The sequence below is a fragment of the Ruegeria sp. C10 genome (assembly GCF_056537805.1).
The window spans coordinates 1,480,845-1,504,418 of the sequence record NZ_JBQFSC010000001.1 but is presented as its reverse complement, the minus strand read 5'-3'; the positions used below and the strand labels follow the sequence as shown (position 1 = coordinate 1,504,418).

The 23,574-nt window shown below is 57.9% G+C and carries 25 protein-coding genes and 1 other RNA gene; 17 read left to right on the top strand and 9 right to left on the bottom strand.

The window, feature by feature from the left end; translation table 11 throughout:
- Positions 1–79: 79 nt before the first annotated feature.
- The 6 genes from ACR0DE_RS07210 to ACR0DE_RS07185 are packed head-to-tail and all read left to right on the top strand — an operon-like array spanning position 80 to position 7,317.
- Positions 80–1,159: a LacI family DNA-binding transcriptional regulator gene (locus ACR0DE_RS07210; protein WP_480752405.1), complete on the top strand. Its 1,080-nt coding sequence runs from the start codon at positions 80–82 to the stop codon at positions 1,157–1,159.
- Positions 1,156–2,511, top strand: coding sequence for an extracellular solute-binding protein (locus ACR0DE_RS07205; protein WP_170392204.1), 1,356 nt, complete (start codon positions 1,156–1,158; stop codon positions 2,509–2,511). The genes ACR0DE_RS07210 and ACR0DE_RS07205 overlap by 4 nt, the downstream gene beginning before the upstream one ends.
- Positions 2,512–2,568: 57 nt before the next feature.
- Positions 2,569–3,801 (top strand): carbohydrate ABC transporter permease, encoded by a 1,233-nt coding sequence (locus ACR0DE_RS07200; RefSeq protein ID WP_170801933.1) that lies wholly within the window; start codon positions 2,569–2,571, stop codon positions 3,799–3,801.
- Positions 3,801–5,009, top strand: a complete 1,209-nt coding sequence (locus ACR0DE_RS07195) for a carbohydrate ABC transporter permease (protein WP_170512380.1) — start codon at positions 3,801–3,803, stop codon at positions 5,007–5,009. Before ACR0DE_RS07200 ends, ACR0DE_RS07195 begins: the two co-directional genes overlap by 1 nt.
- 5 nt (positions 5,010–5,014) lie before the next feature.
- Positions 5,015–6,262 carry an MGH1-like glycoside hydrolase domain-containing protein gene (locus ACR0DE_RS07190; protein ID WP_480752404.1) on the top strand — a complete coding sequence of 416 codons (1,248 nt, stop codon included), beginning with the start codon at positions 5,015–5,017 and terminating at the stop codon, positions 6,260–6,262.
- On the top strand, positions 6,262–7,317 hold the full coding sequence (locus tag ACR0DE_RS07185; protein ID WP_480752403.1) for an ABC transporter ATP-binding protein: 1,056 nt from the start codon (positions 6,262–6,264) through the stop codon (positions 7,315–7,317). The genes ACR0DE_RS07190 and ACR0DE_RS07185 overlap by 1 nt, the downstream gene beginning before the upstream one ends.
- 294 nt (positions 7,318–7,611) lie before the next feature.
- On the opposite strand, the gene ACR0DE_RS07180 is transcribed toward ACR0DE_RS07185, so the two are convergent.
- Together ACR0DE_RS07180 and rpmG are read right to left on the bottom strand one after the other, a co-directional pair.
- Positions 7,612–8,118 carry a membrane lipoprotein lipid attachment site-containing protein gene (locus tag ACR0DE_RS07180; protein WP_170392214.1) on the bottom strand — a complete coding sequence of 169 codons (507 nt, stop codon included), beginning with the start codon at positions 8,116–8,118 and terminating at the stop codon, positions 7,612–7,614.
- Positions 8,119–8,325: 207 nt separating this feature from the next.
- The gene (gene rpmG / locus ACR0DE_RS07175; RefSeq protein ID WP_010441901.1) at positions 8,326–8,493 is read right to left on the bottom strand and encodes a 50S ribosomal protein L33; all 168 of its coding nucleotides are present in this window, start codon (positions 8,491–8,493) and stop codon (positions 8,326–8,328) included.
- A 380-nt stretch (positions 8,494–8,873) separates the two neighbouring features.
- Here rpmG and ACR0DE_RS07170 point away from each other — a divergent pair, with 380 nt between their 5' ends.
- Positions 8,874–9,206, top strand: coding sequence for a GYD domain-containing protein (locus ACR0DE_RS07170; protein WP_170392216.1), 333 nt, complete (start codon positions 8,874–8,876; stop codon positions 9,204–9,206).
- 6 nt (positions 9,207–9,212) lie between these two features.
- On the opposite strand, the gene rnpB is transcribed toward ACR0DE_RS07170, so the two are convergent.
- The 5 genes from rnpB to gatC all read right to left on the bottom strand — a co-directional run bounded on the left by rnpB (position 9,213) and on the right by gatC (position 12,910).
- Positions 9,213–9,606, bottom strand: an RNA gene (gene rnpB / locus ACR0DE_RS07165) — RNase P RNA component class A.
- A gap of 124 nt (positions 9,607–9,730) precedes the next feature.
- On the bottom strand, positions 9,731–10,402 hold the full coding sequence (locus tag ACR0DE_RS07160) for an N-acetylmuramoyl-L-alanine amidase (protein ID WP_480503508.1): 672 nt from the start codon (positions 10,400–10,402) through the stop codon (positions 9,731–9,733).
- A complete protein-coding gene (locus ACR0DE_RS07155) occupies positions 10,386–11,090 on the bottom strand; it encodes a hypothetical protein (RefSeq protein WP_480752402.1) in 705 nt (234 codons plus the stop codon). Before ACR0DE_RS07155 ends, ACR0DE_RS07160 begins: the two co-directional genes overlap by 17 nt.
- Before the next feature lie 41 nt (positions 11,091–11,131).
- Complete coding sequence (gatA, locus tag ACR0DE_RS07150; RefSeq protein ID WP_480752401.1) at positions 11,132–12,619, bottom strand: Asp-tRNA(Asn)/Glu-tRNA(Gln) amidotransferase subunit GatA; 1,488 nt, start codon at positions 12,617–12,619, stop codon at positions 11,132–11,134.
- 3 nt (positions 12,620–12,622) lie between these two features.
- Positions 12,623–12,910 (bottom strand): Asp-tRNA(Asn)/Glu-tRNA(Gln) amidotransferase subunit GatC, encoded by a 288-nt coding sequence (gene gatC, locus ACR0DE_RS07145; protein ID WP_170392224.1) that lies wholly within the window; start codon positions 12,908–12,910, stop codon positions 12,623–12,625.
- A gap of 224 nt (positions 12,911–13,134) precedes the next feature.
- Here gatC and ACR0DE_RS07140 point away from each other — a divergent pair, with 224 nt between their 5' ends.
- A complete protein-coding gene (locus ACR0DE_RS07140) occupies positions 13,135–13,293 on the top strand; it encodes a hypothetical protein (RefSeq protein WP_170401611.1) in 159 nt (52 codons plus the stop codon).
- 154 nt (positions 13,294–13,447) lie between these two features.
- Positions 13,448–14,011, top strand: coding sequence for a DUF4202 domain-containing protein (locus tag ACR0DE_RS07135; RefSeq protein WP_480752400.1), 564 nt, complete (start codon positions 13,448–13,450; stop codon positions 14,009–14,011).
- 30 nt (positions 14,012–14,041) lie between these two features.
- On the opposite strand, the gene ACR0DE_RS07130 is transcribed toward ACR0DE_RS07135, so the two are convergent.
- On the bottom strand, positions 14,042–14,725 hold the full coding sequence (locus ACR0DE_RS07130; RefSeq protein ID WP_480752399.1) for a ceramidase domain-containing protein: 684 nt from the start codon (positions 14,723–14,725) through the stop codon (positions 14,042–14,044).
- Positions 14,726–14,782: 57 nt separating this feature from the next.
- Between ACR0DE_RS07130 and ACR0DE_RS07125 the strand changes: the two genes are divergently transcribed.
- Positions 14,783–15,475, top strand: a complete 693-nt coding sequence (locus ACR0DE_RS07125) for a metal-dependent hydrolase (RefSeq protein ID WP_170392232.1) — start codon at positions 14,783–14,785, stop codon at positions 15,473–15,475.
- Positions 15,475–16,641 carry a M24 family metallopeptidase gene (locus ACR0DE_RS07120; protein WP_170392235.1) on the top strand — a complete coding sequence of 389 codons (1,167 nt, stop codon included), beginning with the start codon at positions 15,475–15,477 and terminating at the stop codon, positions 16,639–16,641. The genes ACR0DE_RS07125 and ACR0DE_RS07120 overlap by 1 nt, the downstream gene beginning before the upstream one ends.
- On the opposite strand, the gene ACR0DE_RS07115 is transcribed toward ACR0DE_RS07120, so the two are convergent.
- Positions 16,638–17,090: a nucleoside deaminase gene (locus tag ACR0DE_RS07115; protein ID WP_170420696.1), complete on the bottom strand. Its 453-nt coding sequence runs from the start codon at positions 17,088–17,090 to the stop codon at positions 16,638–16,640. The genes ACR0DE_RS07120 and ACR0DE_RS07115 overlap by 4 nt on opposite strands.
- Between ACR0DE_RS07115 and ACR0DE_RS07110 the strand changes: the two genes are divergently transcribed.
- The 6 genes from ACR0DE_RS07110 to ACR0DE_RS07085 all read left to right on the top strand — a co-directional run bounded on the left by ACR0DE_RS07110 (position 17,089) and on the right by ACR0DE_RS07085 (position 23,546).
- Positions 17,089–17,967: a pseudouridine synthase gene (locus tag ACR0DE_RS07110; RefSeq protein WP_223118292.1), complete on the top strand. Its 879-nt coding sequence runs from the start codon at positions 17,089–17,091 to the stop codon at positions 17,965–17,967. The two genes, ACR0DE_RS07115 and ACR0DE_RS07110, sit on opposite strands and share 2 nt — an antisense overlap.
- 175 nt (positions 17,968–18,142) lie before the next feature.
- On the top strand, positions 18,143–19,057 hold the full coding sequence (locus tag ACR0DE_RS07105) for a 5-bromo-4-chloroindolyl phosphate hydrolysis family protein (RefSeq protein WP_480752398.1): 915 nt from the start codon (positions 18,143–18,145) through the stop codon (positions 19,055–19,057).
- Between the two features lie 29 nt (positions 19,058–19,086).
- Positions 19,087–20,277 carry a toxic anion resistance protein gene (locus tag ACR0DE_RS07100; protein ID WP_170392243.1) on the top strand — a complete coding sequence of 397 codons (1,191 nt, stop codon included), beginning with the start codon at positions 19,087–19,089 and terminating at the stop codon, positions 20,275–20,277.
- Positions 20,277–21,248, top strand: a complete 972-nt coding sequence (locus tag ACR0DE_RS07095; protein WP_480752397.1) for a DUF2927 domain-containing protein — start codon at positions 20,277–20,279, stop codon at positions 21,246–21,248. Before ACR0DE_RS07100 ends, ACR0DE_RS07095 begins: the two co-directional genes overlap by 1 nt.
- A 22-nt stretch (positions 21,249–21,270) precedes the next feature.
- On the top strand, positions 21,271–22,419 hold the full coding sequence (locus ACR0DE_RS07090; RefSeq protein ID WP_170563990.1) for an SPFH domain-containing protein: 1,149 nt from the start codon (positions 21,271–21,273) through the stop codon (positions 22,417–22,419).
- A gap of 35 nt (positions 22,420–22,454) precedes the next feature.
- Positions 22,455–23,546: a TFIIB-type zinc finger domain-containing protein gene (locus tag ACR0DE_RS07085; RefSeq protein WP_170392249.1), complete on the top strand. Its 1,092-nt coding sequence runs from the start codon at positions 22,455–22,457 to the stop codon at positions 23,544–23,546.
- Positions 23,547–23,574: the final 28 nt, after the last annotated feature.

Sequence of the window (23,574 nt, the reverse complement as noted above, 5' to 3'; positions counted from 1 at the left end):
GATGACGAATCCAAGTCTCCAGCAACCGCAGTCTCGCCCCCGGAGTCATTCTGGCCCCGGCAGGGTAAAACTGGATCAATTGGCCGATCATCTTGGGCTTTCTAAGAGCACGGTGTCCCGCGCCCTGAATGGATATACCGACATCTCGGAATCCACGAGAAAGCGCGTTGAAACCACGGCGCGAAAGATGGGCTATCGCCCACTCAGCCATGCGCAGGCGATACGAACCGGGCGGGTGCGCGCCATCGCCATGGTCATCAACAGCGAAGAACCAGACCGGCATAATCCATTTCTTCAGGACTTTCTGGCCGGAGCATGCGAAGCGGCGAGCGCATCCGACTGGACGATGACGATTTCTACGGCGAAGTCCGAAAAAGATATGCTTGATGTATTGGGGCGGCTTGTCGAAGAGCGCAAAGCCGATGGATTCATTCTGCCCCGGACCGAGGTCGACGATGCGAGGGTGAAATACCTGCAAGAGTTGAAGGTTCCCTTCATCATGTATGGCCGCACGGGGTATGGGCAGGCGGACTGGCAGGATGAGACATCCTGGTTCGACATTTCGGGTGAATCTGCAACCCGTGATGCGGTCGGTCGGCTCGTCGATTTTGGCCATACGCGTATCGGCTATGTCGGTAGCGATCCGAAATTCAACTACAGCCATCTGCGCCGTGATGGTTATCTCGAAGGTCTCAAGATCGCGGGCTTGCTTGCCGATCCCGAGTTGATCCGGGAAGGTGCTCGTACGCGCGAGGAGGGTGCGGTTGAGGCACGCGCGCTTTTGACGCTGAATCACCCACCTACTGCAATAGTGTTTGCAACGGATCTGGCTGCGCTGGGGTGTTACTCGGTCTGTGCAGAACTGGGCCTCGAGGTCGGGCAAGATGTATCAATTCTGGGATATGACGGCATCCCTGAATGCCAATATGTCAGCCCTGGTCTAACCACGTTCAGCGTCGATTCTAAGCGGGCCGGAGAACGCCTTGCGACGATGCTGATCAGCCAGACTCGCGGTGAAGCATCGACAGATCTGCGTGAGATTGGTGAGGCCGTTCTGATCGAACGCAATTCCGACGGGCCACTAAGCGTTACAGCCGAAGAACTGGCTCGAAAAATTCAACTTTCAAAAGATCATAACCGGGGAGGAAACCGACTATGAAACTTGCACCTTTAGCATCGCGAATGATGCTTGGAACATCGCTTGCGCTAGTATTGGCGGCGACGTCAGCTCAGGCGGATACGATCCGCTTCTGGACCACCGAAGAACAGCCCGAGCGGCTGGCCAAGCAACAGGAAATGGCTGACCAGTTCAAGGCTGAAACCGGCACCACGGTCGAGGTTATCCCGGTCACCGAAAGTGATCTGGGTACACGCGCCACAGCAGCATTTGCCGCCGGAGACCTGCCAGATGTGGTCTATCATCCGCTGCAATATGCCCTGCCATGGGCTGAAGCGGGCATTCTGGACACCGAAGCCGCCACCGAAGTGATCGAAGAACTGGGCGCCGACACCTTCGCCCCCGGCGCGCTTGGTATGGCGGCGTTCAATGACGAAACCGCGTCGGTACCGGTCGATGGATGGACCCAAATGGTTGTCTACCGCAAAGACCTGTTTGATGAAGCGGGCCTTGAGGCCCCGAACTCATTCGCCAACGTCGTTGCTGCGCTGGAGCAGTTGCACAACCCGCCCGAGATGTACGGTTTCGTTGCTGCAACCAAAGTTGATGAAAACTTCATGAGTCAGGTTTTGGAGCATGTGTTCCTCGCCAATGGCGTGACCCCTGTTGGCGCGGACGGATTCCAGCCGCTGGATGAAGCCAAGACCATAGAGGTATTGGATTTCTACAAGGCGATCTCGAAAGCCTCGCCCCCGGGTGAGCTATTCTGGAAACAATCGCGCGAGCTGTATTTTGATGGCAAAGCAGCGATGATCATCTGGTCGCCCTTCATCCTTGACGAACTGGCCGGTCTGCGCGACAGCGCCCCGCCGACGATCAACGATGATCCGACCTCACGCGATCTGGCCTCGAAGACTGGTATCGTCACTAACTTCTCGGGCCCATCGAACCCGGATGGCGCGGCTTGGGGTGACGTTCGTTACTTTGGCATCACCAACGACGCCGACACCGACGCGGCTATGGAGTTCGTGAAATTCGCCATGGACGACGGCTATACTCAAACACTGGCCATCGCACCCGAGGGCAAGTTCCCGGTCCGTCGCGGTAATGCTGACAACCCGACCGCGTTCTCGGAAGCATGGGCAGAGCTGCCTGTTGGCGTGGACCGCAAAGCCCCGTTGGGCGAGCTGTATGATCAGGCGATGATCGATGAGATCGTCGGCGGTCTGGACGTGGCGCAGCGCTGGGGCGTTGCTGAAGGCCAGCTGGCTTTGGCGTCCAAAATGATCAACAGCCAGGCAATTAACCGGGTCGTGCGCCAATATATCGACGATGAAATCGATGCCGCCGCTGCAGTGGCCGCAATGAACGACGAGCTCGCGAAGGTTCAGTAACCTTGTGACACATGCAGCGGCGATTACGCCGCTGCACCCAACCCTTCGAGGTATCCCATGTCTTCGGCCACCCCACCGACCGGAACCGGGGCGCTAGCCAAACGCGAGGCGCGTCTGGCCTGGACGCTGCTGGCTCCGACAGTGATCAGTGTATCGCTTGTGGTGATCCTGCCCTTGCTGGCGATCTTCTGGATCAGCTTCAAGCCCTTCACCCTGTCTGACCTTCGTCCGCCTGCACCTGTGGTGCGTGAAAGCTTACGCGGATCGGGAGACGATCTGCGGATTGAATACCGCGTCCGCAACTCAAGTCAGGACATCGCCGTTGTCGGCGTCACCCTGACAGATGTTCTACCGGACGGCGTGACGGCGCGCGAAGTTGCAAGTCCCTGTGTTCTGGACGGGCAAGACCTGTTCTGCGATTTCGGCACACTGGAAGGCGGTCAACGCGAACGCATCCGTATTCCGGTCACCTTGGACGGAGATCCGGACGCTTTCGAAGAGCTGCTCGAAGGATCAGAGCCCGGCGTGACCGGGAGCGGACCCAGCGTCCTGACCAACCTTGAATTCAGTCTGGAAAACTACGCCCGTGTCTTTGATGGAGACGAGTTCTGGGGCGTGCTGTGGGTCACGTTGTTCTACACCGTGGTCGGCACCATTGGAGCTTTGGTGATGGGCCTGTTTGCAGCATTGTTACTGAATAAAAGCTTCAAGGGACAAGGGTTCATACGCGGCCTCTATCTGTTCCCCTATGTGGCGCCAGTCATCGCTGTGGCCTTCACATGGGTCACCTTGTTCGACCCGTTCTCGGGTTCTGCCAACGCATTGTTGGTGCAGATGGGACTAAGCAGTGAACCGATCAACTTCTTCGGGGAACGCCCTTTGGCGCTGATCATGGTGACAGTGTTCGAGATCTGGCGCTATTTCCCGCTGTCGTTCCTGTTCATTCTGGCGCGGATGCAATCAATCGACTCCAGCATGTATGAAGCAGCAGATATGGATGGAGCCTCACCATTCCAGAAATTCTGGCTACTGAGCATCCCGCAACTGCTGGGCATCCTGTCGGTACTGTTCCTGCTGCGTTTCATTTGGACGTTTAACAAGTTCGACGACATCTTCCTGCTGACCGGCGGCAATGCCGGCACCCGTACTCTGACCGTAAATGTCTATGAACAGGCCTTTGCGGTTTCGAACATCGGCGCTGGCGCAGCGGTGGCCGTTGTGATCCTGATGTGCCTGATTGCCTTCAGCTTCGTCTTCTTCCGCTTCATCAGCCGTGAGGAGGGTTTGTGATGCGCAAAGGGTATATAACCGCCCCGATTCTAGGCGCGCTCTGGCTGGTGGTGATCGCCACTACTGTCGCCATCACCATGTCATTCTCGACCGGGGCTGCGTTCCGGCCACAGGTCTTGCTCTGCTTGATATGGGGGGCTATTGCCGGTCTGGTGTATGTCCGCTTCTCGGCGCAACGCGCGCCGGCCCGACTGGGTGTTTCCGCCTTGTTAGGCCTGTCTTGCCTGACCGGAGTCGGGCCTGTCCTAATCGGCTCTGACACATCCCTGCAGGCAATACTGGTCACCGTCGTGGCGATGGCAGTCGTGATGCACCTATCCGTTGCCGCAATCCTGAAAGAGACACCGTTCGGCGAGCTCACCAGACACGAATACGAAGAGGCCGTGATCCGGTTCTGTACGGGCTTTGGCTACATCTTCTTTACCGCGATCGTGATCATCCCGTTCTATGTGATGGTGATGACCAGCCTGAAGTCGCAACAGGCCCTGTTGCAGAACCCGCTGGATTTCTCGGTAGATCTGTCACAAGGCACCGCGCTGTTTCGCAGCTATACCGAGCTGTTTCGCGATTTCAACTTCGGCACCTATCTTTGGACCTCGCTCTACGTCTCGGTCCTGACGGTCTTTATCACCCTGCTGTTCAGCGTTCCCGGAGCCTATGCGGTGGCGCGGTTCCGTTTCTCAGGGCAAAAGGCATTCTCGCGCTCGATTCTGCTGATCTACATGGTGCCGATGATCGTCCTGGCGCTGCCGATCTATATCGCGTTCTCGCTGACCGGCTTGCGCAACTCGATCCTTGGCATCGTGATGATCTACCCGGTCACGACGATCCCTGTCGCGCTGTACATGCTGCAAGGTTATTTCCGTGGTTTGCCGACTGAGGTGGAAGAGGCCGGTCTCATGGATGGGCTGTCGCGGCTGGCAGTGATTTGGAAGATTACGCTGCCGCTTAGCCTGCCTGCGCTGGCGTCGGTCTCGCTCTACGTCTTCATGATCGCTTGGAACGAGTTCCTGCTGGCCTTCATGCTGCTGGACGACCCTTCGAAATTCACCCTGACCCGAGGCGTCACGATGCTGAACTCCTCGGAAATTCCCCGACAACACCTGATGGCGGGTGCGGTGATCGCCACTGTTCCGATTATGGCGCTGTTTTTGGGACTTGAACGTTTCATGACCAAAGGCCTGACAGCCGGGTCTGTCAAAGGATGACTGAGATGAACCAACATACCAACCCTGATCGCGAGGCGCGCAACATCCTGGTTGCCAATGATCGCGGCGGCTACACCATCCCGACCGAAGGGCTTTACCCCTATCAATGGAATTGGGACAGCGCGATTGCGGCGCTTGGCTTTGCCGAGTTCGACATTGATCGAGCCTGGGTGGAACTTGAAACACTGTTCTCGGGCCAGTGGGACGATGGAATGGTGCCGCATATCCTGTTCCACAAACAGGATGACGGATATTACCCCGGCCCGGATGTCTGGGGTGGCCACGGGCCGATCCCGTCCTCTGGCATCATTCAGCCCCCGGTGGCTGCAACTGTGGCGCGGAAGATCTGGGAAAAAGATGGCGATGCAGGCGCGGACCGCGTTCGCGCGCTTTTCCCATCTCTGCTGGCGTGGCATCGCTGGATCATGAGATGGCGACTCGACGAACACGGCGCGGTCTGCACCACGCATCCGTGGGAAGCTGGTCGCGACAATGCACCGGACTGGGACAAAGCAATGGAGGGCGTAGATCCCACAGGTGTCGGAGACTACCAGCGCCGTGACACAAGCCACGTCAACAGTGCAGATCGACCGACCAAATACGACTATGACCGCTATATCAAATTGGTTCAGATCGGCTGTCAGGCCGACTGGGATCAACAGAAGTTGCTGAGCCTGAATCCCTTCCGAGTCGCAGATCCGACGATGACATTTATCACTCTGCGCGCCGCGCGCGATCTGCAGGAGATCAGCGAAAGGCTTGGAATTGCTGCGGATGGACTAAGTAGCGACATTCAAAGGCTCGAAGCGGGCGCGCGATCTTTGTGGAACGAAACGCTGAGCTCGTTCGACTCGCGTGATGCGCTGACTGGTGATTGGGCCGGAAGCATCTCAAACGCGTCGTATCTTTGCTGGTTTGGGGGACTTGATTCACAGCACATGCTGGAGCGCCTGCAGGCGACGCTTGCAAAAGTACCCTTTCCAGTTCCCAGCTATGATCCCGCGATGCCCAACTTCGACCAACGCAGGTACTGGAGGGGTCCCACTTGGGGGTTCATGAATATGCTGATCGGGTTTGGATTGGCGGATATGGGGCACCACGAAGAAGCCGAGGCACTGCGCCAGAAAACGTCGCAGCTGATCGCAACAAACGGCTTCGCTGAATACTACGATCCTCTGACCGGCAGCCCTGCCGGAGGGAATTCATTCACCTGGACAGCCGCGGTTTGGCTGCATTGGGCAGGGAGGAACTAATGGGCAGCATCGAACTAAAATCCGTCGAAAAGTGGTTTGGCTCGGCCCAGGTCATCAAAGGCGTTGACCTAATGATTGATGAAGGTGAATTCATCGTCTTCGTCGGTCCATCGGGCTGTGGAAAATCCACCCTGCTTCGCATGATCGGTGGGCTTGAAGATATCTCGCGCGGATCGCTACTAATCAACGGAAATGATGTCACGGATCACCCACCCTCCAAGCGGGGTCTGACGATGGTGTTCCAATCCTATGCGCTTTATCCCCACATGACGGTCGCCGAAAATATGGGGTTCTCACTTAAGGTCGCGGGTGTTCCGAAGGCCGAGATAGCAGAGCAGGTCAATAAAGCCGCCGAGGTTCTCAAGCTGGGACCTTTTCTGGAACGTCGCCCCAAGGACCTGTCCGGTGGACAGCGGCAGCGCGTTGCGATTGGTCGTTCTATCGTGCGCGACCCGACGGCGTTTCTGTTCGATGAACCGCTCTCGAATCTTGATGCAGCGCTTCGTGTCGAAATGCGTTACGAAATCGCGAAACTTCATCAGAACCTAAAGCGCACTATGATCTACGTAACGCACGATCAGGTTGAAGCGATGACATTGGCCGACCGCATCGTCGTGCTTGAGTACGGCAAGATCGCGCAAGTCGGCACACCCCGCGAGCTTTACGAACGCCCTGCCAACCTGTTTGTCGCACAGTTCATTGGCAGCCCCAAAATGAACATATTGCCGTGCACGACTCAGAACGATGGCTACACTCTGGAACATGGCAGAGGCGGCGACTTCGCGCGCTCGGGTGTAGCAAGCAAACTCGGCATTCGCCCCGAACACATCGATGTTGTATCATCGGGCGATGGGCAATGTGATGGCATCATCGAGGTGATTGAGTATCTGGGGGCAGATACCTTCCTGATCGTGGATTGCGGCGCCGAAGAGAAGGTTACCGTGCGCCTAAATGGGGACACCGCTCTAAAGCCTGGGGCAAAGATCGGCCTGCATTTTCCCACCGACAAACTTCATTTCTTTGACGAGAATGGGCAGGCATTGGTAGAGCAATGAACGTTGCTTCCTATCAGTTGAGGTTAAACAGTTCTGCTGATCTGGGCAGAGTTTCACCACTGATTATTCTTTGGCGGTGAGGCGGAATAGAGAACACGCATAGCGCTTGCTTGGATGCCAACGGATGGCGGGGGCCTCTGAACTCGCGTGATCATCGCCCGGTGTGTCACATGGATTGAATGACCGGTGCTGGGTTTGAGCCCTTGTTCAGTGCCTCGTAAGACTTGCAGAAACACTGAAACTAGAAAGCCCCCGCCAATGGCGGGGGCTTTTACTTAGATTGTGTAAGCTAAATTAACGGCAGTTCAGCGGCACTGCAAAACCCGAACTGCGCTCGGACGAACCCTTGCGGTATACATCACCTGCGGGCAAGCATCCGGTAAAGCGTTCCGTTTGAGCGCCAAAGGCCGAGCCCACCGATGTATCAACTTTGGTGGAGTTGTTTTCCGTACGCAGGACACCGAACAACTGACCGTTTACACTGACATTGCTCAGGTACAGATTGGTATCACTGCCAGTGAGCTGAACTGAATTCGCATCTGAGCGACCGCCATTATCGATTGCGACACCCGCGATCTTTTCAAGCTCGGCTTTGTCCGATGTAACCTGGACCGTTGGTAGCTTGGCCAGTTCCGCCGGGATGTTGGTTTCTGGCGGCAAAAAGGCTACGGCGCCTTTCACATCCGACACTGTGCGCGGTTCACCATCAATCCCGGTGAAACCAACACCTTCGCGGTTAAAGGGGTCTTCGCAGGCTGACAATGTCAGAACAGCAAGAGCGGGCAACAAGATTTTTTTCATGGCGGTCAACATTTTGGAAAGGGTTGCTGAAGCGTAGCGGCAGGGGATTAGAAAAAGCAAGCCGCTGAGATTCAGAACACCCAAACCTCTGATGCGCCCCTGCAACGCCCCTGCTTGGTTTAGGCCGACCAAGAGATACCCCAAAACAATACAAAAAAGGACCCTGCATGGCAGAGTCCTTCTTCAAAAAGTATGTCAGAGGGCAGATTACTTGATCTTGCCTTCTTTGTACTCGACATGCTTCCGAGCGACCGGATCGTATTTACGAATGGTCATTTTCTCGGTCATGGTGCGCGCGTTCTTCTTGGTCACGTAGAAGTGGCCCGTGCCCGCGGTCGAGTTCAGACGGATCTTGATTGTCGTCGGCTTCGCCATGGTTATCTCCTGCGTCCGAAAAGGCAGGGGCCTTTCGGTTGAATCCTTGTGAGCGTGCGCTTTTAACCGCTCATGCGCCCAAGTCAACCGGATTCGCCGCGTTAGGGGAACAATTCCTGACACGGCTTCAAGAGCAGTCGATTTGGAGCGCTCACGATTCTGTGATAGTGTCGCCGGAACCTTCGAAGCCCGTTTTACGGACTTAGGTAATACCGTGCCGGATGTAAATTCCGGCAGACAACACCGCTCACAACTATAGCAACGCCCGGCTGTCTACTTGGCCGGGTCTTTTCCGGTTTGCGCGCAATCCTGCACGCGACACGGCCAGGGAGTCGGCCGCTTTTAGCGCTCCGAATAAACTGCAACCAAGGGAGAGAAATATGCCTGTTTTCATTACCTATGCGTCTTATTCGCAAGATGGGGTCAAAGGAATGTTGGCAAAACCGGAAGATCGCACCGGTCCCGTCAAGGCTTTGCTTGAGAAAGCAGGCGGCAGACTGATCTCATTTTATATAACCACCGGAGGCAATGATGTCGTCGTTATCAGCGAACTGCCTGAAGGCAGTGATGCTGTGGCAATTGGCATGGCCGTCGCGGGCACGGGTGCGGTTTCGAGGATCGAGACCGTTCGCGCATGGTCGGCGCAGGAATTTGTTGCCGTCGCCGAAAAAGCTGCAGCACTTGGCGGCACCTACACACCTCCGGGCGGGTAACAGGATATGCGCGGAGGGCCTGTAAGCCGGATCCTGTTCCAGGGTTGCCCCCTTCGATGACCATTCCTCTAGGCCGTGCATTGCTGCGCGGCTCGAGCTACCAACCCGGTCCCTCTCGGCCAAGGCGTGCCTAGCGGCGGTATCGGTTTGCACCGACCGGCCCGCGCGGGGACCCTATTCGGCATTGCTCCCGGTGGGGCTTGCCGTGCCGCCACTGTTGCCAGCGGCGCGGTGGGCTCTTACCCCACCGTTTCACCCTTGCCACACGTGTGTGGCGGTCTGATTTCTGTGGCGCTTTCCGTCGGGTTTCCCCGCCCGGGCGTTACCCGGCACCGTTGCCTTGTGGAGTCCGGACTTTCCTCTCGGGCCTTACGACCCCAGCGGCCATCCGGCCCTCCGCGCGTGGGTTGGGTAGGCTCTGTGCAAGGTGGCGTCAAGGGTGGTTGGCACGTTAAAGGGGCCAGCCCCTTCTTGGCCTGCGGCCAATTCATCCCCGAGATATTTTTGGCCAGATGAAGGGCGGATCAGGTTGATCTTGGGAGTGGACAGAGCGCTTTGAGATCATCGGGGTGCAAGGGGCCGGAGGCCCACGGGCGATAGCGCAGGCGCGTGGAATTTAGGAGCGTCTTCTCGTCGCTTGTCGCTGTGTAGCCCCGGTTCTGCGCCAGCTCGCGGAAGTTGACGTTCGGTTCGAGGGCAGTACCACGCCGAGCGGCAAGGCGCTGGTGTTCCAACCTTTGCCAGTCGAACCGGGGGCCGGGGTCGGACTTGCGGCCCGGTGCCATGTCGGAATGCCCGATCACACCCTCTGGCGCGATGGTCCAACGCTGCATGAGTTCGGGCAAAAGCTGTTCCAATACACGCATTTGGGGTTCGGCAAACGGGTGATCTCCGCCATTGTCCAGCTCGATCCCGATCGAGCGGGAGTTTATGTCGGCTTGCCCTTGCCACTCCCCTGCCCCGGCGTGCCAAGCGCGATCTTCCTCTCGGACAAGCTGCCATAGCGCACCGTCACGACCGATCAGGTAGTGGGCGGAGACCTCGGGACCCGGATCGCAGAGACGTTCAAGCGCGGCAGCAGCGCTCTCCATTGCGGTGTAGTGCAGCACGATCAGCTTGGGTGACAGCCCATCCCGACGGGGGCCGAAATTGGGCGATGGGTGCCAGATGGGGGAGAGCTTAGTTGTTGACGGCACTGCGGAACGGGCTGGGGTCCCAGCCGCAGGCGTAACCGTCGCCATCCGGATCCAGCCCTTTGCGGTCACGCTGGGGGCCTCCATTCGACAGAAACTCAATCTGCGCCTGATCAGGAGAGGCGAACTGAGCGCAGTTGCGCTGTGCCTTGGCCTGCAGGTTAAATCCGGCTCGGCTGTACAACTGGGTACCGATGGGGTTCGAAGTGCTCAGGGCGTATTGCACGATATTGGGTTGCCCGTCAGAGCCACGCTCGGGCACGGCAGTAGGGGCGACGACCTCGTAAGACTGCCGATTCTGTTCGATACGAGCGGCGTCGGCATCGATACTGCGACGGTTTGAGACAGCCTCAAAATCCTGCTCATCAGAGATACTTGGGTTGTTTGTTGCAGTCAGAGGCGCGACGCGCGTCTCTTGACCCGACGTATTCGCCAAGGCAATGGCCGTCTGGTTGGCGATGTCAGAGGCGTCGCCTGTTGGTACGGCACCAACAGCCCCCTGCGCCGAGAGCGGCTGTTCGGAAACCGCCTCGGGTGGCGCAAGCGGATTACCGGCCAGACCCTGCCCGGCCAGTTCGGACTCGCGCTGCGCCTGATATTCCGGCGTATTGAAACCGGTACCCGAAACAGGGGTAACGGTATCACATGCCGCGATCAGCCCAAGGGCCGGGATCAGAAGCAATTTGCGCATTTGACTGCTCCGGTTCTTTATTGCCGTGTCAGGTTTGAGGATTACCACCATTTTCCGGGCTTGGCCACAAACCCAGCCGCGCTCTCTAGCGCGTAGGCGGTGTTGAGCAGATCGCCTTCTTCCCACGGACGGCCGATCAGCTGCAGACCCAACGGAAGGCCCTGTTTGTCCAGACCAGCAGGAACCGAAATACCGGGCAGGCCAGCGAGGTTCACTGTCACGGTGAACACATCGTTCAGGTACATCTGAACAGGATCAGCCTCGGTCATCTCGCCCAGACCGAACGAGGCCGACGGCGTTGCCGGGGTCAGGATCGCATCAACGCCTGCGGCAAAGACATCTTCGAAGTCCTTCTTGATCAGGGTGCGGACCTTGCGAGCGCGGTTGTAGTAGGCGTCATAGAAGCCTGCAGACAGCACGTAGGTGCCGATCATCACCCTGCGCTGGACCTCATGACCGAAGCCTTCGGCACGGGTCTTTTCGTACATCTCGGTGATGCCATCGCCTTGAGCCAACTGCGCTCGGCGGCCATACCGGACACCGTCATAGCGGGCGAGGTTCGACGACGCCTCGGCAGGAGCAATCACGTAATAGGCAGGCAGCGCGTATTTGGTATGCGGCAGCGAGATATCTACGATTTCGGCGCCTGCGTCTTTCAGCATAGCGGTGCCATCGGCCCAAAGCTTTTCAATCTCGGCAGGCATGCCGTCCATGCGGTATTCCTTTGGGATACCGATTTTCTTGCCTTTGATATCGCCGGTCAGCATCGCCTCGAAATTTGGCACGGCCAGCTCGGCGCTGGTGGAATCCTTGGGGTCATGACCGCACATGGTTTCCAGCATGATCGCTGCGTCTCGGACGTTCTTGGTCATCGGACCGGCCTGATCCAGAGAAGAGGCGAAGGCCACAATGCCCCAGCGCGAGCAACGACCATAGGTTGGCTTGATGCCGGTGATACCGACAAAAGCAGCAGGCTGGCGGATCGAACCGCCGGTATCGGTACCGGTCGCGGCCAGACACAGGTCAGCCGAGACAGCCGAGGCTGAGCCACCGGACGAGCCGCCGGGTGTCAGCTGTGCATCGTCATTGCCGCGCCGCCACGGGCTGACCGCATTGCCGTAAACGGATGTTTCATTAGACGAACCCATCGCGAACTCGTCCATGTTCAGCTTGCCCAGCATCACAGCACCAGCATCCGCCAATTGTTGCGACACGGTGGATTCGTATTCGGGCTTGAACCCCTCGAGAATTTTCGAGGCCGCTTGCGAGGGCACGCCCTTAGTGCAAAACAGGTCCTTGATGCCGATCGGCAGACCGCACATCGAAGGCGCGTCGCCGCCTTTGATCCGCTCATCCGCCGCCTTGGCGCGCTCCAACGCGATCTCGGGCGTCTTGTGGACAAACGCGTTCAGCGCGTCGGCTTCGTCAATGGCCTTGAGGCAGGCCTCGGTCAGTTCGACCGAGGTCACTTCTTTGGCACGCAGCGCATCGCGGGCCTCGGCCAGGCCCAGTTTGTTCAGTTCGCTCATGACTTACTCCACAACTTTTGGAACAGCGAAGAACCCTTCGCGCGCATCGGGGGCGTTGGATAGGACCTTGTCCTGCTGGTTTCCATCGGTGACCACGTCCTGACGACGCTTCAGGCGCATCGGCTCGACCGAGACCATCGGCTCGACGCCTTCGACATCCACTTCGTTCAGTTGCTCGATAAACCCGAGGATATTGTTGAACTCGGACGCCAGCGCAGGCAGCGCATCATCCTCGACCTTGATCCGGGCCAGTTTGGCCACCTTGGCGGCGGTGCTTTGGTCAATCGACATCGGAAACCCTCATCTACGTTAGGGGGCGTTTACCTGCCTGCCGCAACACTCGCAAGAGCGACAGGCGGCAGACGCGGATTCAAACCCAATATCGCCAGCTGCCATGCATATTTGAATGGCTGATATGCAAATAAGTAAACCGATTAGTTCAGTTTTGCCATTGAAAAAATGAACCGAACAGTTCACCTCAATATCGTGACGCAACGAGAAATCGGAGACACCTCATGAAAACCCTTCTTCCCGCCTTCATATTGTCCGCTCTGGTTCTGACCTCGCCCGCCCTGGCTTTGGGTATCGATATGAACAATCTGACCCGAAACCTTAGCTTCCCCGCGCCTGTTTCGGAGCCCGTGACGAGGGACCACACCCAGGCAGGCAAATAACCCTGACCTGCGCGCCGGATCGGTACGCCCCCTCCCGATCCGGCGCTTTTTACAATTGACTGCTGCACCCACTCCAACAACTCGTTAGCATGGTCTTGGACCAAACGCCGAACCACCCGTCAGGTGCCGTTCAGGCGAGCTAACGGAGCATAGAATGAGCACACGCAAGCAAACCGTTCTGGACGCAATTGACGCAGCAAATGCGCAAGACCCTAATATAGAGGACGGTCAGCCGGTCGAACTGCTTTATGGCCAACGCATGAGCGCAGAGCTGGATCGGCTATTTCCCGATGCGTCGGATGCTTTACAGATCGCCGCACGTGGTCAGCATGTCGAACGCTGGAAGCTAAAGCGCACTGAATACCCCGAAGGACGTGCAGGGTATCTGGCCTGGCGGAAGGCGCAAGGCGTATATCACGCTGACGTTGTGCAAGGTTTCATGGAACAGGCTGAATATAGTGCGGACGATATAGAAGCCGTCGGGCAAATGCTGCGCAAACAAGGGATCAAGCGCAATGCCGAGGTACAGGCGCTCGAGGACGTGATCTGTTTCGTTTTTCTGAAATGGTACTTTGAACCTTTTGCCGCCAAGCACTCCGCCGAAAAAATCCAGCGCATCGTTGAAAAAACGGCTTTCAAGATGTCAGCCGAAGGCCGCGCGCGCGTATTGGCTGAATTTGATCTGCCCGAGGCTTTGGCTGCTGCGTTCAGGGACTAACCAATCAGGATGATGCTTCGGTGGTTCTGATCAATGTCCTGATCCTGCAGCCACCGCAGCTCCAGCAGGTGGATTTCGGATCGCCCGCAGATAAACCTCAATCATCCAGCCCAGCATAACTGCATTCAGAATGTGCCACATAAAATGCGTCCCCGTTGGCAGATACCCGCAAATTGGAGTGTCCAGTGATCGAAAGGTGATCGAGGTGATCAGGACAGTTGCTCCTATTGTCAGCCCACGCGCAGCGTCCGGGGCTTTCCGGCGCAACAGGACCGCATAAATCAGAATCAATAGAGGAACTGGGGCGTATGCCGCCGAGCCACCAAGCCCAGGCACCAACTGGAATAGCGGGATCGTCAGCGCCACGTACGGAAAGAACATCGCGGTCAAACCCAGCGCGTATCTGTTGCTCAGCCGCCAGACATCGCGATTCACCGCGTAGATGTAGACGAGGATGTACAGCAGAATTGGCGTCACATCCAAGATCGCCGCCCAAACCTGCGCATGGGTATGGAACAGATAGCTGCCAATTCCGATCATCGCCAATATGACAACCAAAGCCATCGCCAACGGTACGCCCTGCCCGCGCGCCCTTTGCCACATCACAAATGCAGCAATAAGAAAGGCCGCGTTGGTAATCGCGTTTATCGGCTCGGCCCAATACGCGGGTGAGAGCCGCTCACAATATCCATCAACATACTGCGTCCAATCCATAGATTTTTACATAGCCGATGCTAGGCTAACTCCAAGCGGAAAATGGGAGGATTCTCTATGGATATCATTTGGCTGGGACATGGCAGCTTTCGAATCGAAACAGCAGGACAAGTTCTGTTGATCGATCCCTGGCTGACGGGCAACCCGTCTTTGCCCGAAGATCAGCACGACGCAGCCGTTGCGGGCGCGACGCATATCCTGCTGACCCATACTCATTTCGATCATGTCGTCGATGTGCTGCCGCTGGCCAAACATCTAAACGTGCCCGTCGTCGGGCAATACGACCTGATGGGCTACTGGGCCGAGGCTGAAGGTATTGAAACGGTCGGATTCAACAAAGGTGGCACTGTTGACCTAAACGGTGTCAAATTAACGATGGTGCCTGCCTCGCACAGCTCGACCTTCTCGACGCCTGATGGTCTGCGTACGGGTGGAACCGAGGTCGGCTATATGATCGCGTCAGAGGACCGTATGCTCTATTTCTCTGGCGATACCGACATTATGGCCGACATGGAGTGGATGGGTGATTATTACAAACCCGATATCGGCATCCTTTCGGCAGGCGGCCACTTTACCATGGACATGAAGGGCACTGCCTATGCTGCCAAGCGGTATTTCAATTTCAAGACAGTGATCCCGTGCCATTACAAGACCTTTCCGATTCTCGCGCAATCGGCTCAGGAATTGGCTGACGGGTTACCCGGTGTCGATGTAATCGAGCCCGAGGTCATGCAGGCGATTTCTCTCTGATGCCCGCGTCGGATTTCAGCGCGCAGGAATACGCTGACCGCATTCACAAGACCCGTTCTGCGATGGATCAACAGGGTATCGAGACCTTGTTGATCACGGACCCATCGAACATGGCGTGGCTCACCGGTTATGACGGTTGGAGCTTTTACGTACCGCAGATGGTCATCCTGCCCGCCAGCGGATCGCCCCTTTGGTGGGGCAGAACGCAGGACAAAGCGGGGGCCGCGCAGACCACCTGGCTGGACCCGAGGGACCTGCTGGACTGGCCCGAAGAGCATGTGCAACACCCGGACCACCATCCGGTCGACGCGCTCGTCTTTGCGTTGCGGGATCGCGGCTGGACCGCTGGTATCGGCGTGGAGATGGATAACTATTATTACTCAGCCGCCAGTCACCGCATCCTCGAACGCGCCTTCGGTGCATTGATTGATGCCACAGGGCTTGTGAATTGGAAGCGCGCCGTAAAAAGCGATGCCGAGATCGCAATGATGCGCAAGGCGGGTCAGCTGACCGCACATATGCACGGTGTTCTGCGTGACGCATATCAGGAAGGAATGCCCAAAAACCAACTTGTCGCCGAAGTGCAGGCGGCAGGCATCGCCGGACTGCCCGGCCTAGCCGGAGATTACCCTGCTATCGTGCCGATTGCACCCTCCGGTCGTGAGGCTTCTGCTTCGCACATTACTTGGAACGACCGACCTCTGGCGCGGGATGAGGCGACCTATTTCGAAATCTCCGGCTGCTATCGACGCTATCACTGCCCCGCCAGTCGCAGCCTGTTTCTGGGTGATCCCCCGGATGATATCCGCCGGGCCGAAGCCGCCGTTCTAACCGCTATCGACGACACTATGACCGCCGCACGCCCTGGCATCACCTGCGAAGAGGTCGCGGCTTGTGTCTATGACAGTTTCGCCCGCGCGGGGTATGTCAAAGCCAACCGCACCGGCTATCCCATCGGGCTCAGCTATCCGCCCGACTGGGGCGAGCGCACCATGAGCCTGCGACCCGGTGACACGACGGAATTGCAAGAGAATATGACCTTTCACCTAATGCCCGGCCTCTGGACCCCAGACTGGGGACTGGCGATTACCGAAAGCTTTGTGGTGACGTCAGATGGGGGCAAGCCCCTGGCTGATATCCCACGTGAAATGGTCGTAAAAACTTAACCGCGCTGCGCCGCGAAGAAGCGTTTCAGCAGCGCGGCAGCCTCTTCGGCGGCAATGCCGTCATAGACCTCGGGTCGATGGTGGGCCTGTGGGTGTGAAAACACGCGCGCGCCATGCGCGACACCGCCAGATTTCGGATCGGAAGCGCCGTAGTAGATGCGCCGGATGCGGGCTGCGGCCAGCGCTGCGGCGCACATGGCACAAGGCTCAAGGGTTACGTAAAGGTCATGATCGGGTAAACGCTCGGACCCGGCCGCGGCACATGCGGCGCGCAGAGCCAGAATCTCAGCATGGGCAGTGGGGTCATTCAACTCGCGGGTGCGGTTCCCATCTGCGGCCACCACCTGCCCGTCGGGCGCGACGATCACCGCGCCGACCGGTACTTCACCTCGGTCTGCTGCCGCCTGTGCCTGTTCCAGCGCCTGTTTCATGTGGGATCTGAACTTCATGCCTCTGACTGCCTCAGAAACCCGTCTTTCGCAAGCCGCCGGGATGGGTTATGGCCGGAGGATGACCAATACCCCTCCTCCCGGCGACCGGATCGCCAAAGTGCTGGCCCGCGCCGGTGTCGCCTCGCGCCGCGAAGCTGAACGCATGATCGAAGCCGGACGTGTGACCGTGAATGGCAAGGCGATCAACAGCCCTGCGCTGAACGTAACCGCCAAGGACAGGATTACCGTCGATGGCAAACCGGTCTCCGAACCCGAGCCATCACGCCTGTGGCTCTATCACAAGCCACCGGGACTGGTGACGACGGCGCGTGACGAAAAAGGTCGCAAGACGATTTTTGACGACCTGCCCGAGGATATGCCCCGGGTCATGAGCGTCGGGCGACTCGATCTGAACTCGGAAGGATTGCTGCTGCTGACTAATGATGGCGGCATCAAGCGCAAGCTGGAACTGCCCTCAACTGGATGGCTACGCAAATACCGGGTGCGGGTAAATGGACGCCCCAAAGACGAAGATTTCGAACCGCTGCGCAAAGGCCTGGTAATCGATGGTGAGCGGTTTCAGCCCATGACCGTGACACTGGACCGGCAACAGGGCGCGAACGCTTGGCTGACCATCGGCCTGCGCGAAGGCAAAAATCGCGAAATCCGCCGCGCTATCGAAGATATCGGTTATGTGGTGAACAGGCTTTTGCGGGTTTCTTACGGCCCATTCCAACTGGGCAACCTGAAACCCGGCGAGGTTGAAGAAATCCGCCGCCGTGTCATGCGCGACCAACTGGGGCTGGATGCTGAGGATAGCGGAATACCCCCGGCCAAACGCCATGCTCGACCGCAGCGCAAAAGACCAGCAATCGGCAAGAAACCTCGCAAGTGACGCGGGTTATTCAACCTTCCCCCTAGCGCCAAGCCCTCGTATCGCCTAAATTTTCCCTGATGGTCACAGTTGGGGGGCGCCATGTCCGGGACCGGAGTACAAAAATTGGCCTATGCGGCCCTGTTGGTGCTGTTGTTCGGCGTCTGCACCGGTCTGTTGGGGGGCCTGTAGCGAAATGGCCAAACGGTACGGCGGCAAATTCAGCCCAGAAGGCGATGTTTCCTCGCAGGATCAGCCATCGCGTGGCCAATTCGATGGTGCCCGTGTCGAACCGGCAGGTGCACGCGCGAACATCCTGTTTGTCCCGGCGATACCACTGGTGTTTCTGTCTCTGAACGATGGCGCGATCGGAATGACCATAGGCCTGGTTGCGGCAGGGCTACTGACCGCTGCCGCGTTTCTGCTGCGCGAAGGTTTAAGGGCCGAATCCGCTTACAACGCCCGCCGCACCGCACGCAGACCTGCGTTTCCCCGCAAGATATTTTCCAGCGTTCTGACCGGTTTGGGGGCGGCGCTAGCCTCATACCGGACCGAATTTCTGGACGCCGAAACAGCATCACAGGTAAGCCTGCTGGCCCCCATCCTGTTTGGCGCCGCTGCAACGGTTCTACATTCGGTTTCCTTCGGCCTCGACCCAATGAAGGACAAAGGAATGGAGGGTGTCGACACCTTCCAGCAGGACCGTGTCGCACGCGTGGTCGAGGACGCCGAAACCCATCTGGCCCAAATGACAGATGCAATAAAACGCGCAGGTGACCGCCGGATCGAAGCGCGGGTCGAACGCTTTCAGGATACAGCCCGCGATCTGTTTCGCACGGTCGAGGAAGACCCGCGCGATCTGGCTAGTGCCCGAAAATACCTGACGGTTTATTTGCAGGGCGCGCGCGATGCGACGGTGAAGTTTTCGGACGTCTATGCACGGACGCGTGATGCGCAGGCGCTGGCGGACTATTCGGCGTTGCTGGACGATCTTGAACAGAATTTCGCGGCGCGGACGCGAAAGATGCTATTGGATGACCGCAGTGATCTGACGGTTGAAATTGATGTGCTGCGCGACAGGCTGCAGCGCGAAGGCGTCCGGTTGGACTGACCGGCTTTTATGTAAGCGAGGATTACCCCATGTCCGATGAGATCAAGAACAAGGCAGTCGAGGCTGAAACGCTGGTGCAGGAAGTCACCGCCGTCGCTCTCCCCGAGCCGCAGGCCGAGATTGTCCCGCTGGAAGAGGCCGACGAACCGGTTGGTGCCGAGATCCGCAAGCGGATGGGCGAGATCGACATGGGCGACACAAACTCGATCGTGTCCTTTGGGTCTTCAGCACAGGCAGAATTGCAAGAGATCAGTCAGGCGATGCTGGCCGATGTCCGCAACAAGGATGTGGGCCCGGCGGGTGACAGCCTTCGCAACATCGTAACAACGATCCGCGGATTCTCAGTCAGCGAACTGGATGTACGTCGCGAGCGTAGCTGGTGGGAAAAACTACTGGGCCGCGCTGCGCCCTTTGCCAAGTTCACAGCGCAGTATGAAGACGTTCAAAGCCAGATCGACCGGATCACTGATGATCTTCTGGGGCATGAGCATACACTGCTGAAAGATATCAAGTCTTTGGATCTGCTGTACGAAAAAACGCTGGAGTTCTACGACGAACTCGCACTGTACATCGCAGCGGGAGAGGAGAAGCTGACCGAGCTGGACAGCCACGACATTCCTGAAAAAGAGGCCGAGGTTCAGGCCGCGCCCGAAGACCAACAGGTGATGAAAGCGCAGGAATTGCGCGACTTACGTGCCGCGCGCGATGATCTGGAACGCCGGGTCCACGACCTGAAGCTTACCCGTCAGGTGACGATGCAATCGCTGCCCTCCATCCGTCTGGTGCAGGAAAATGACAAGTCACTGGTGACCAAGATCAACTCGACCCTCGTCAACACAGTACCGCTCTGGGAAACCCAGCTGGCACAAGCTGTCACCATACAGCGCAGTGCCGAGGCCGCCGCTGCCGTACGTGATGCCAATGATCTGACCAATGAATTGCTGACCTCGAACGCCGCCAACTTGCGCGAATCCAACAAAATGATCCGCGAAGAGATGGAGCGTGGCGTCTTCGATATCGAAGCCGTCAAACAAGCCAATGCAGACCTGATCGGCACCATCAACGAAAGCCTCGCCATTGCAGACGAAGGCAAGGCCAAACGCGCCGCAGCCGAGGAAGAACTGAAGAAGATGGAGGCCGAATTGCGCGACACGCTCGCCTCGGCCAAGGCGCGACAGGACGGGATCGGCGACAATGCCGGAACGGCTGTTCCCGGATAATGGAAACAGCGGGCGTGCGGCCATTTCATCGCGCTAAGATTGCAGTATTGGGCTTGTCGCTGCTGGCATTTGCTGGCTGCGATGAGGCATTGACGACGACGATCGCTCCTGAACCTCAACCTGCCCAGCCGCAAGGCCTGAGCAATGCATATCAAGCGCCCTCACCAGCGAGCCTTGATCTCGCGCGATACTATGAAAGCGTACAAAATAACCTGCTGACGCGCGGGTTGCTGAGAACCGATGGCGGTGGCCCTGATACGCCCTATGATGCCGATGATCTGGCTCGGAACTTTGAGACCATAGCGTTTTATAATGAATATCCGGGACAAGCCGTTGCCAGCGGCAGCAGTCGCACCAGCCGACAGCTTAGTCGCTGGTCGTCGCCGGTTCGCATAGAGCCCGAGTTTGGTCCATCGGTTGCACCTGAAGTCCGCCAGCAAGAGGCCGCCCGAATTGACGCCTATGCCAACCGCTTGTCGCGGCTCACTGGACACCCGGTCTCAACCACCACCCGGAATGCAAATTTCCACGTCTTCGTGGCGGGTGAAGATGATACCGCTTATGTGCAAGCCCGGCTGCGACAACTGATCCCGGGCATAGGGCAGGCACAACTTGACCTCTTCGACAAACTGCCACGCTCTTTCTATTGCTTTGTATTCGCTTCGGCGTCGAACAGCGCGCCACAGACATATACCCGGGCTGTTGCCCTGATCCGGGCGGAACATCCCGATCTGGTGCGCCTGAGTTGCGTCCACGAAGAGATCGCTCAGGGATTGGGGCTGCCGAATGACAGCCCGTCTGCCCGGCCATCAATCTTCAACGATGACGACGAGTTCGCCCTGCTCACAAGCCATGATGAAAAACTACTAACCATCCTATACGACCCGCGCCTCAAGCCAGGCATGACAGCTGACGAAGCGCGGCCAGTGGTCCGTATCATTGCACGCGAATTGATGGGGCAGTCGCTCTGACCCCGAAGACAGGAGAAATCCAATGGGAATTTTTGATTTTCTGACCGGTGAATTCATCGACGTCATCCACTGGGTCGATGATACCCGCGATACGATGGTCTGGCGGTTCGAGCGTGAGGGGCACGAGATCAAATACGGCGCCAAGCTGACCGTGCGCGAAGGTCAAGCGGCGGTCTTTGTGCATGAGGGGCAGTTGGCGGATGTCTTCACCCCAGGTCTCTACATGCTTGAGACAAACAACATGCCGATCATGACGACGCTGCAGCATTGGGATCACGGCTTTCAGTCTCCGTTCAAGTCCGAGATCTATTTCGTCAACACGACCCGTTTCAATGACCTGAAATGGGGCACGAAAAACCCGATCATGCTGCGCGATCCCGAGTTCGGTCCAACGCGCATCCGGGCCTTTGGCACCTATACGGTGCGGGTCAAGGACCCGGCGAAATTCCTGGTCGAAATCGTCGGTACCGATGGTGAATTCACCATGGACGAGATCAGCTTTCAGATCAGAAACATCATCGTGCAGGAATTCAGCCGCGTCATCGCAGGCTCGGGCATTCCAGTTCTCGATATGGCGGCGAACACTGCCGATCTGGGCAAACTGATTGCCGCCGAGGTGTCACCGGTGCTGGACGGATATGGTTTGAGCATGCCCGAGTTCTACATCGAGAACATCTCGCTGCCACCAGCGGTCGAGGCCGCGCTGGACAAGCGCACATCGATGGGGTTGGCGGGCGATCTGGGCAAGTTCACGCAGTATTCCGCAGCTGAAGCGATGACCGCAGCGGCCAACAATCCCGGTCAGGGCGGCGGCATGGGCGCCGGTCTTGGCATGGGAATGGGTATGGCGATGGCACAGCAGATGTCGAACATGGCAGCGGGTCAACCAAGCGGCCCTTGGGGCGGTTCCGCCCCCGCTGCCCCGCAGGCCTCGGCGCCTGCGGCACCCCCGCCCCCTCCGCCCGTCGAGCATGTATGGCATATCGCAGTGGATGGTCAGACCAGCGGGCCGTTTTCCAAGGCCAAGATGGGCCGAATGGCGACCGATGGTGAGATAACGCGCGAAACCCACGTTTGGACCGCCGGACAGGACGGTTGGAAGAAGGCAGGCGACGTGCAGGAACTGGCACAGCTGTTCACGATCCTGCCTCCGCCGCCTCCGGGCGCGTGATCTGACATTTGGTAACCTGATTTCGAGGTTCTGTCATGGCGAAAGACGAACACCGTTTCCCCTGCGACCAATGCGGGGCGGATTATCGGTTCAATCCCGGTGACGGAACGCTGACTTGCGATCATTGTGGCAACACCAGAACGATCGGTGCTGGCCCATGGGGTGGTGCAAGTCTGCGAGAGCTGGATTTCGACGCCGCCATCGCGGATCGCTTGCCTGACAGCGAGATTGAAGAAACCCGTGTTCTGACCTGTCCGAACTGCGCGGCTCAGGTTGAGTTTGATCCGAACACCCATGCTGCGGAGTGCCCGTTCTGTGCCACTCCGGTAGTGACCGATACAGGCGTTAGCCGCCATATCAAACCTCGAGGAGTGTTGCCCTTTGCACTGGATGAACGCTCGGCCCACAAGGCAATGGGGGATTGGCTGGGCCGACTGTGGTTTGCACCCAACGGGTTGAAGGAATACGCCCGAAAGGGACGCAAGATGCAGGGCATTTATGTCCCGTATTGGACCTTCGACGCTGATACCAAGTCGAGTTATCGTGGGGAACGCGGTGTGGTGTATTACGAAACTCGCACTGTGATGCGCGATGGAAAGCGCGTGCAGCAACAGGTTCCCAAAGTACGCTGGACTCCAAAATCCGGACGGGTCGCACGGTTCTTTGACGATGTTCTGGTTTTGGCGTCTCAATCGCTGCCCAAATCCTATACGGACGCGCTGGAACCATGGGACTTGCCTGCGCTTGAACCGTATCAGCCGGAATATCTGGCCGGTTTCCGCGCCGAGGCATACACGGTCGAACTGCGAGAAGGTTATCAAGAGGCCCGCGCGCATATGGCACGGGTGATCGAGCGTGACGTGCGGTTCGATATCGGAGGCGATCGTCAGCGCATTCACGCTGTCGACACCGAAGTGCGAGATGTCACATTCAAACACATCCTTTTGCCGGTTTGGATGGCGGCCTACAAATACCGCGGCCAGACCTATCGTTTTGTGGTCAATGGCCGGACCGGCCGCGTTCAGGGTGAGCGTCCCTGGTCCGCAATCAAGATTACGATCGCCGTGGTTCTGGGCCTTCTCGTTGCGGCCGGCGTCGGGTATCTGGTGGCAACTGGACAGCAATAACGCTGATAAACAGAGTACGCTCATGGAA

Coding starts and splice junctions, on each gene's coding strand:
- gatA (WP_480752401.1), bottom strand. CDS start 12,619: ATGAGCGAACTGAACAAACTGGGCCTGGCCGAGGCCCGCGATGCGCTG.
- ACR0DE_RS07120 (WP_170392235.1), top strand. CDS start 15,475: ATGCCCGCGTCGGATTTCAGCGCGCAGGAATACGCTGACCGCATTCAC.
- ACR0DE_RS07130 (WP_480752399.1), bottom strand. CDS start 14,725: ATGGATTGGACGCAGTATGTTGATGGATATTGTGAGCGGCTCTCACCC.
- ACR0DE_RS07105 (WP_480752398.1), top strand. CDS start 18,143: ATGGCCAAACGGTACGGCGGCAAATTCAGCCCAGAAGGCGATGTTTCC.
- gatC (WP_170392224.1), bottom strand. CDS start 12,910: ATGTCGATTGACCAAAGCACCGCCGCCAAGGTGGCCAAACTGGCCCGG.
- ACR0DE_RS07085 (WP_170392249.1), top strand. CDS start 22,455: ATGGCGAAAGACGAACACCGTTTCCCCTGCGACCAATGCGGGGCGGAT.
- ACR0DE_RS07115 (WP_170420696.1), bottom strand. CDS start 17,090: ATGAAGTTCAGATCCCACATGAAACAGGCGCTGGAACAGGCACAGGCG.
- ACR0DE_RS07095 (WP_480752397.1), top strand. CDS start 20,277: ATGGAAACAGCGGGCGTGCGGCCATTTCATCGCGCTAAGATTGCAGTA.
- rpmG (WP_010441901.1), bottom strand. CDS start 8,493: ATGGCGAAGCCGACGACAATCAAGATCCGTCTGAACTCGACCGCGGGC.
- ACR0DE_RS07195 (WP_170512380.1), top strand. CDS start 3,801: ATGCGCAAAGGGTATATAACCGCCCCGATTCTAGGCGCGCTCTGGCTG.
- ACR0DE_RS07090 (WP_170563990.1), top strand. CDS start 21,271: ATGGGAATTTTTGATTTTCTGACCGGTGAATTCATCGACGTCATCCAC.
- ACR0DE_RS07155 (WP_480752402.1), bottom strand. CDS start 11,090: ATGCGCAAATTGCTTCTGATCCCGGCCCTTGGGCTGATCGCGGCATGT.
- ACR0DE_RS07185 (WP_480752403.1), top strand. CDS start 6,262: ATGGGCAGCATCGAACTAAAATCCGTCGAAAAGTGGTTTGGCTCGGCC.
- ACR0DE_RS07125 (WP_170392232.1), top strand. CDS start 14,783: ATGGATATCATTTGGCTGGGACATGGCAGCTTTCGAATCGAAACAGCA.
- ACR0DE_RS07135 (WP_480752400.1), top strand. CDS start 13,448: ATGAGCACACGCAAGCAAACCGTTCTGGACGCAATTGACGCAGCAAAT.
- ACR0DE_RS07100 (WP_170392243.1), top strand. CDS start 19,087: ATGTCCGATGAGATCAAGAACAAGGCAGTCGAGGCTGAAACGCTGGTG.
- ACR0DE_RS07200 (WP_170801933.1), top strand. CDS start 2,569: ATGTCTTCGGCCACCCCACCGACCGGAACCGGGGCGCTAGCCAAACGC.
- ACR0DE_RS07170 (WP_170392216.1), top strand. CDS start 8,874: ATGCCTGTTTTCATTACCTATGCGTCTTATTCGCAAGATGGGGTCAAA.
- ACR0DE_RS07140 (WP_170401611.1), top strand. CDS start 13,135: ATGAAAACCCTTCTTCCCGCCTTCATATTGTCCGCTCTGGTTCTGACC.
- ACR0DE_RS07205 (WP_170392204.1), top strand. CDS start 1,156: ATGAAACTTGCACCTTTAGCATCGCGAATGATGCTTGGAACATCGCTT.
- ACR0DE_RS07180 (WP_170392214.1), bottom strand. CDS start 8,118: ATGAAAAAAATCTTGTTGCCCGCTCTTGCTGTTCTGACATTGTCAGCC.
- ACR0DE_RS07190 (WP_480752404.1), top strand. CDS start 5,015: ATGAACCAACATACCAACCCTGATCGCGAGGCGCGCAACATCCTGGTT.
- ACR0DE_RS07110 (WP_223118292.1), top strand. CDS start 17,089: ATGCCTCTGACTGCCTCAGAAACCCGTCTTTCGCAAGCCGCCGGGATG.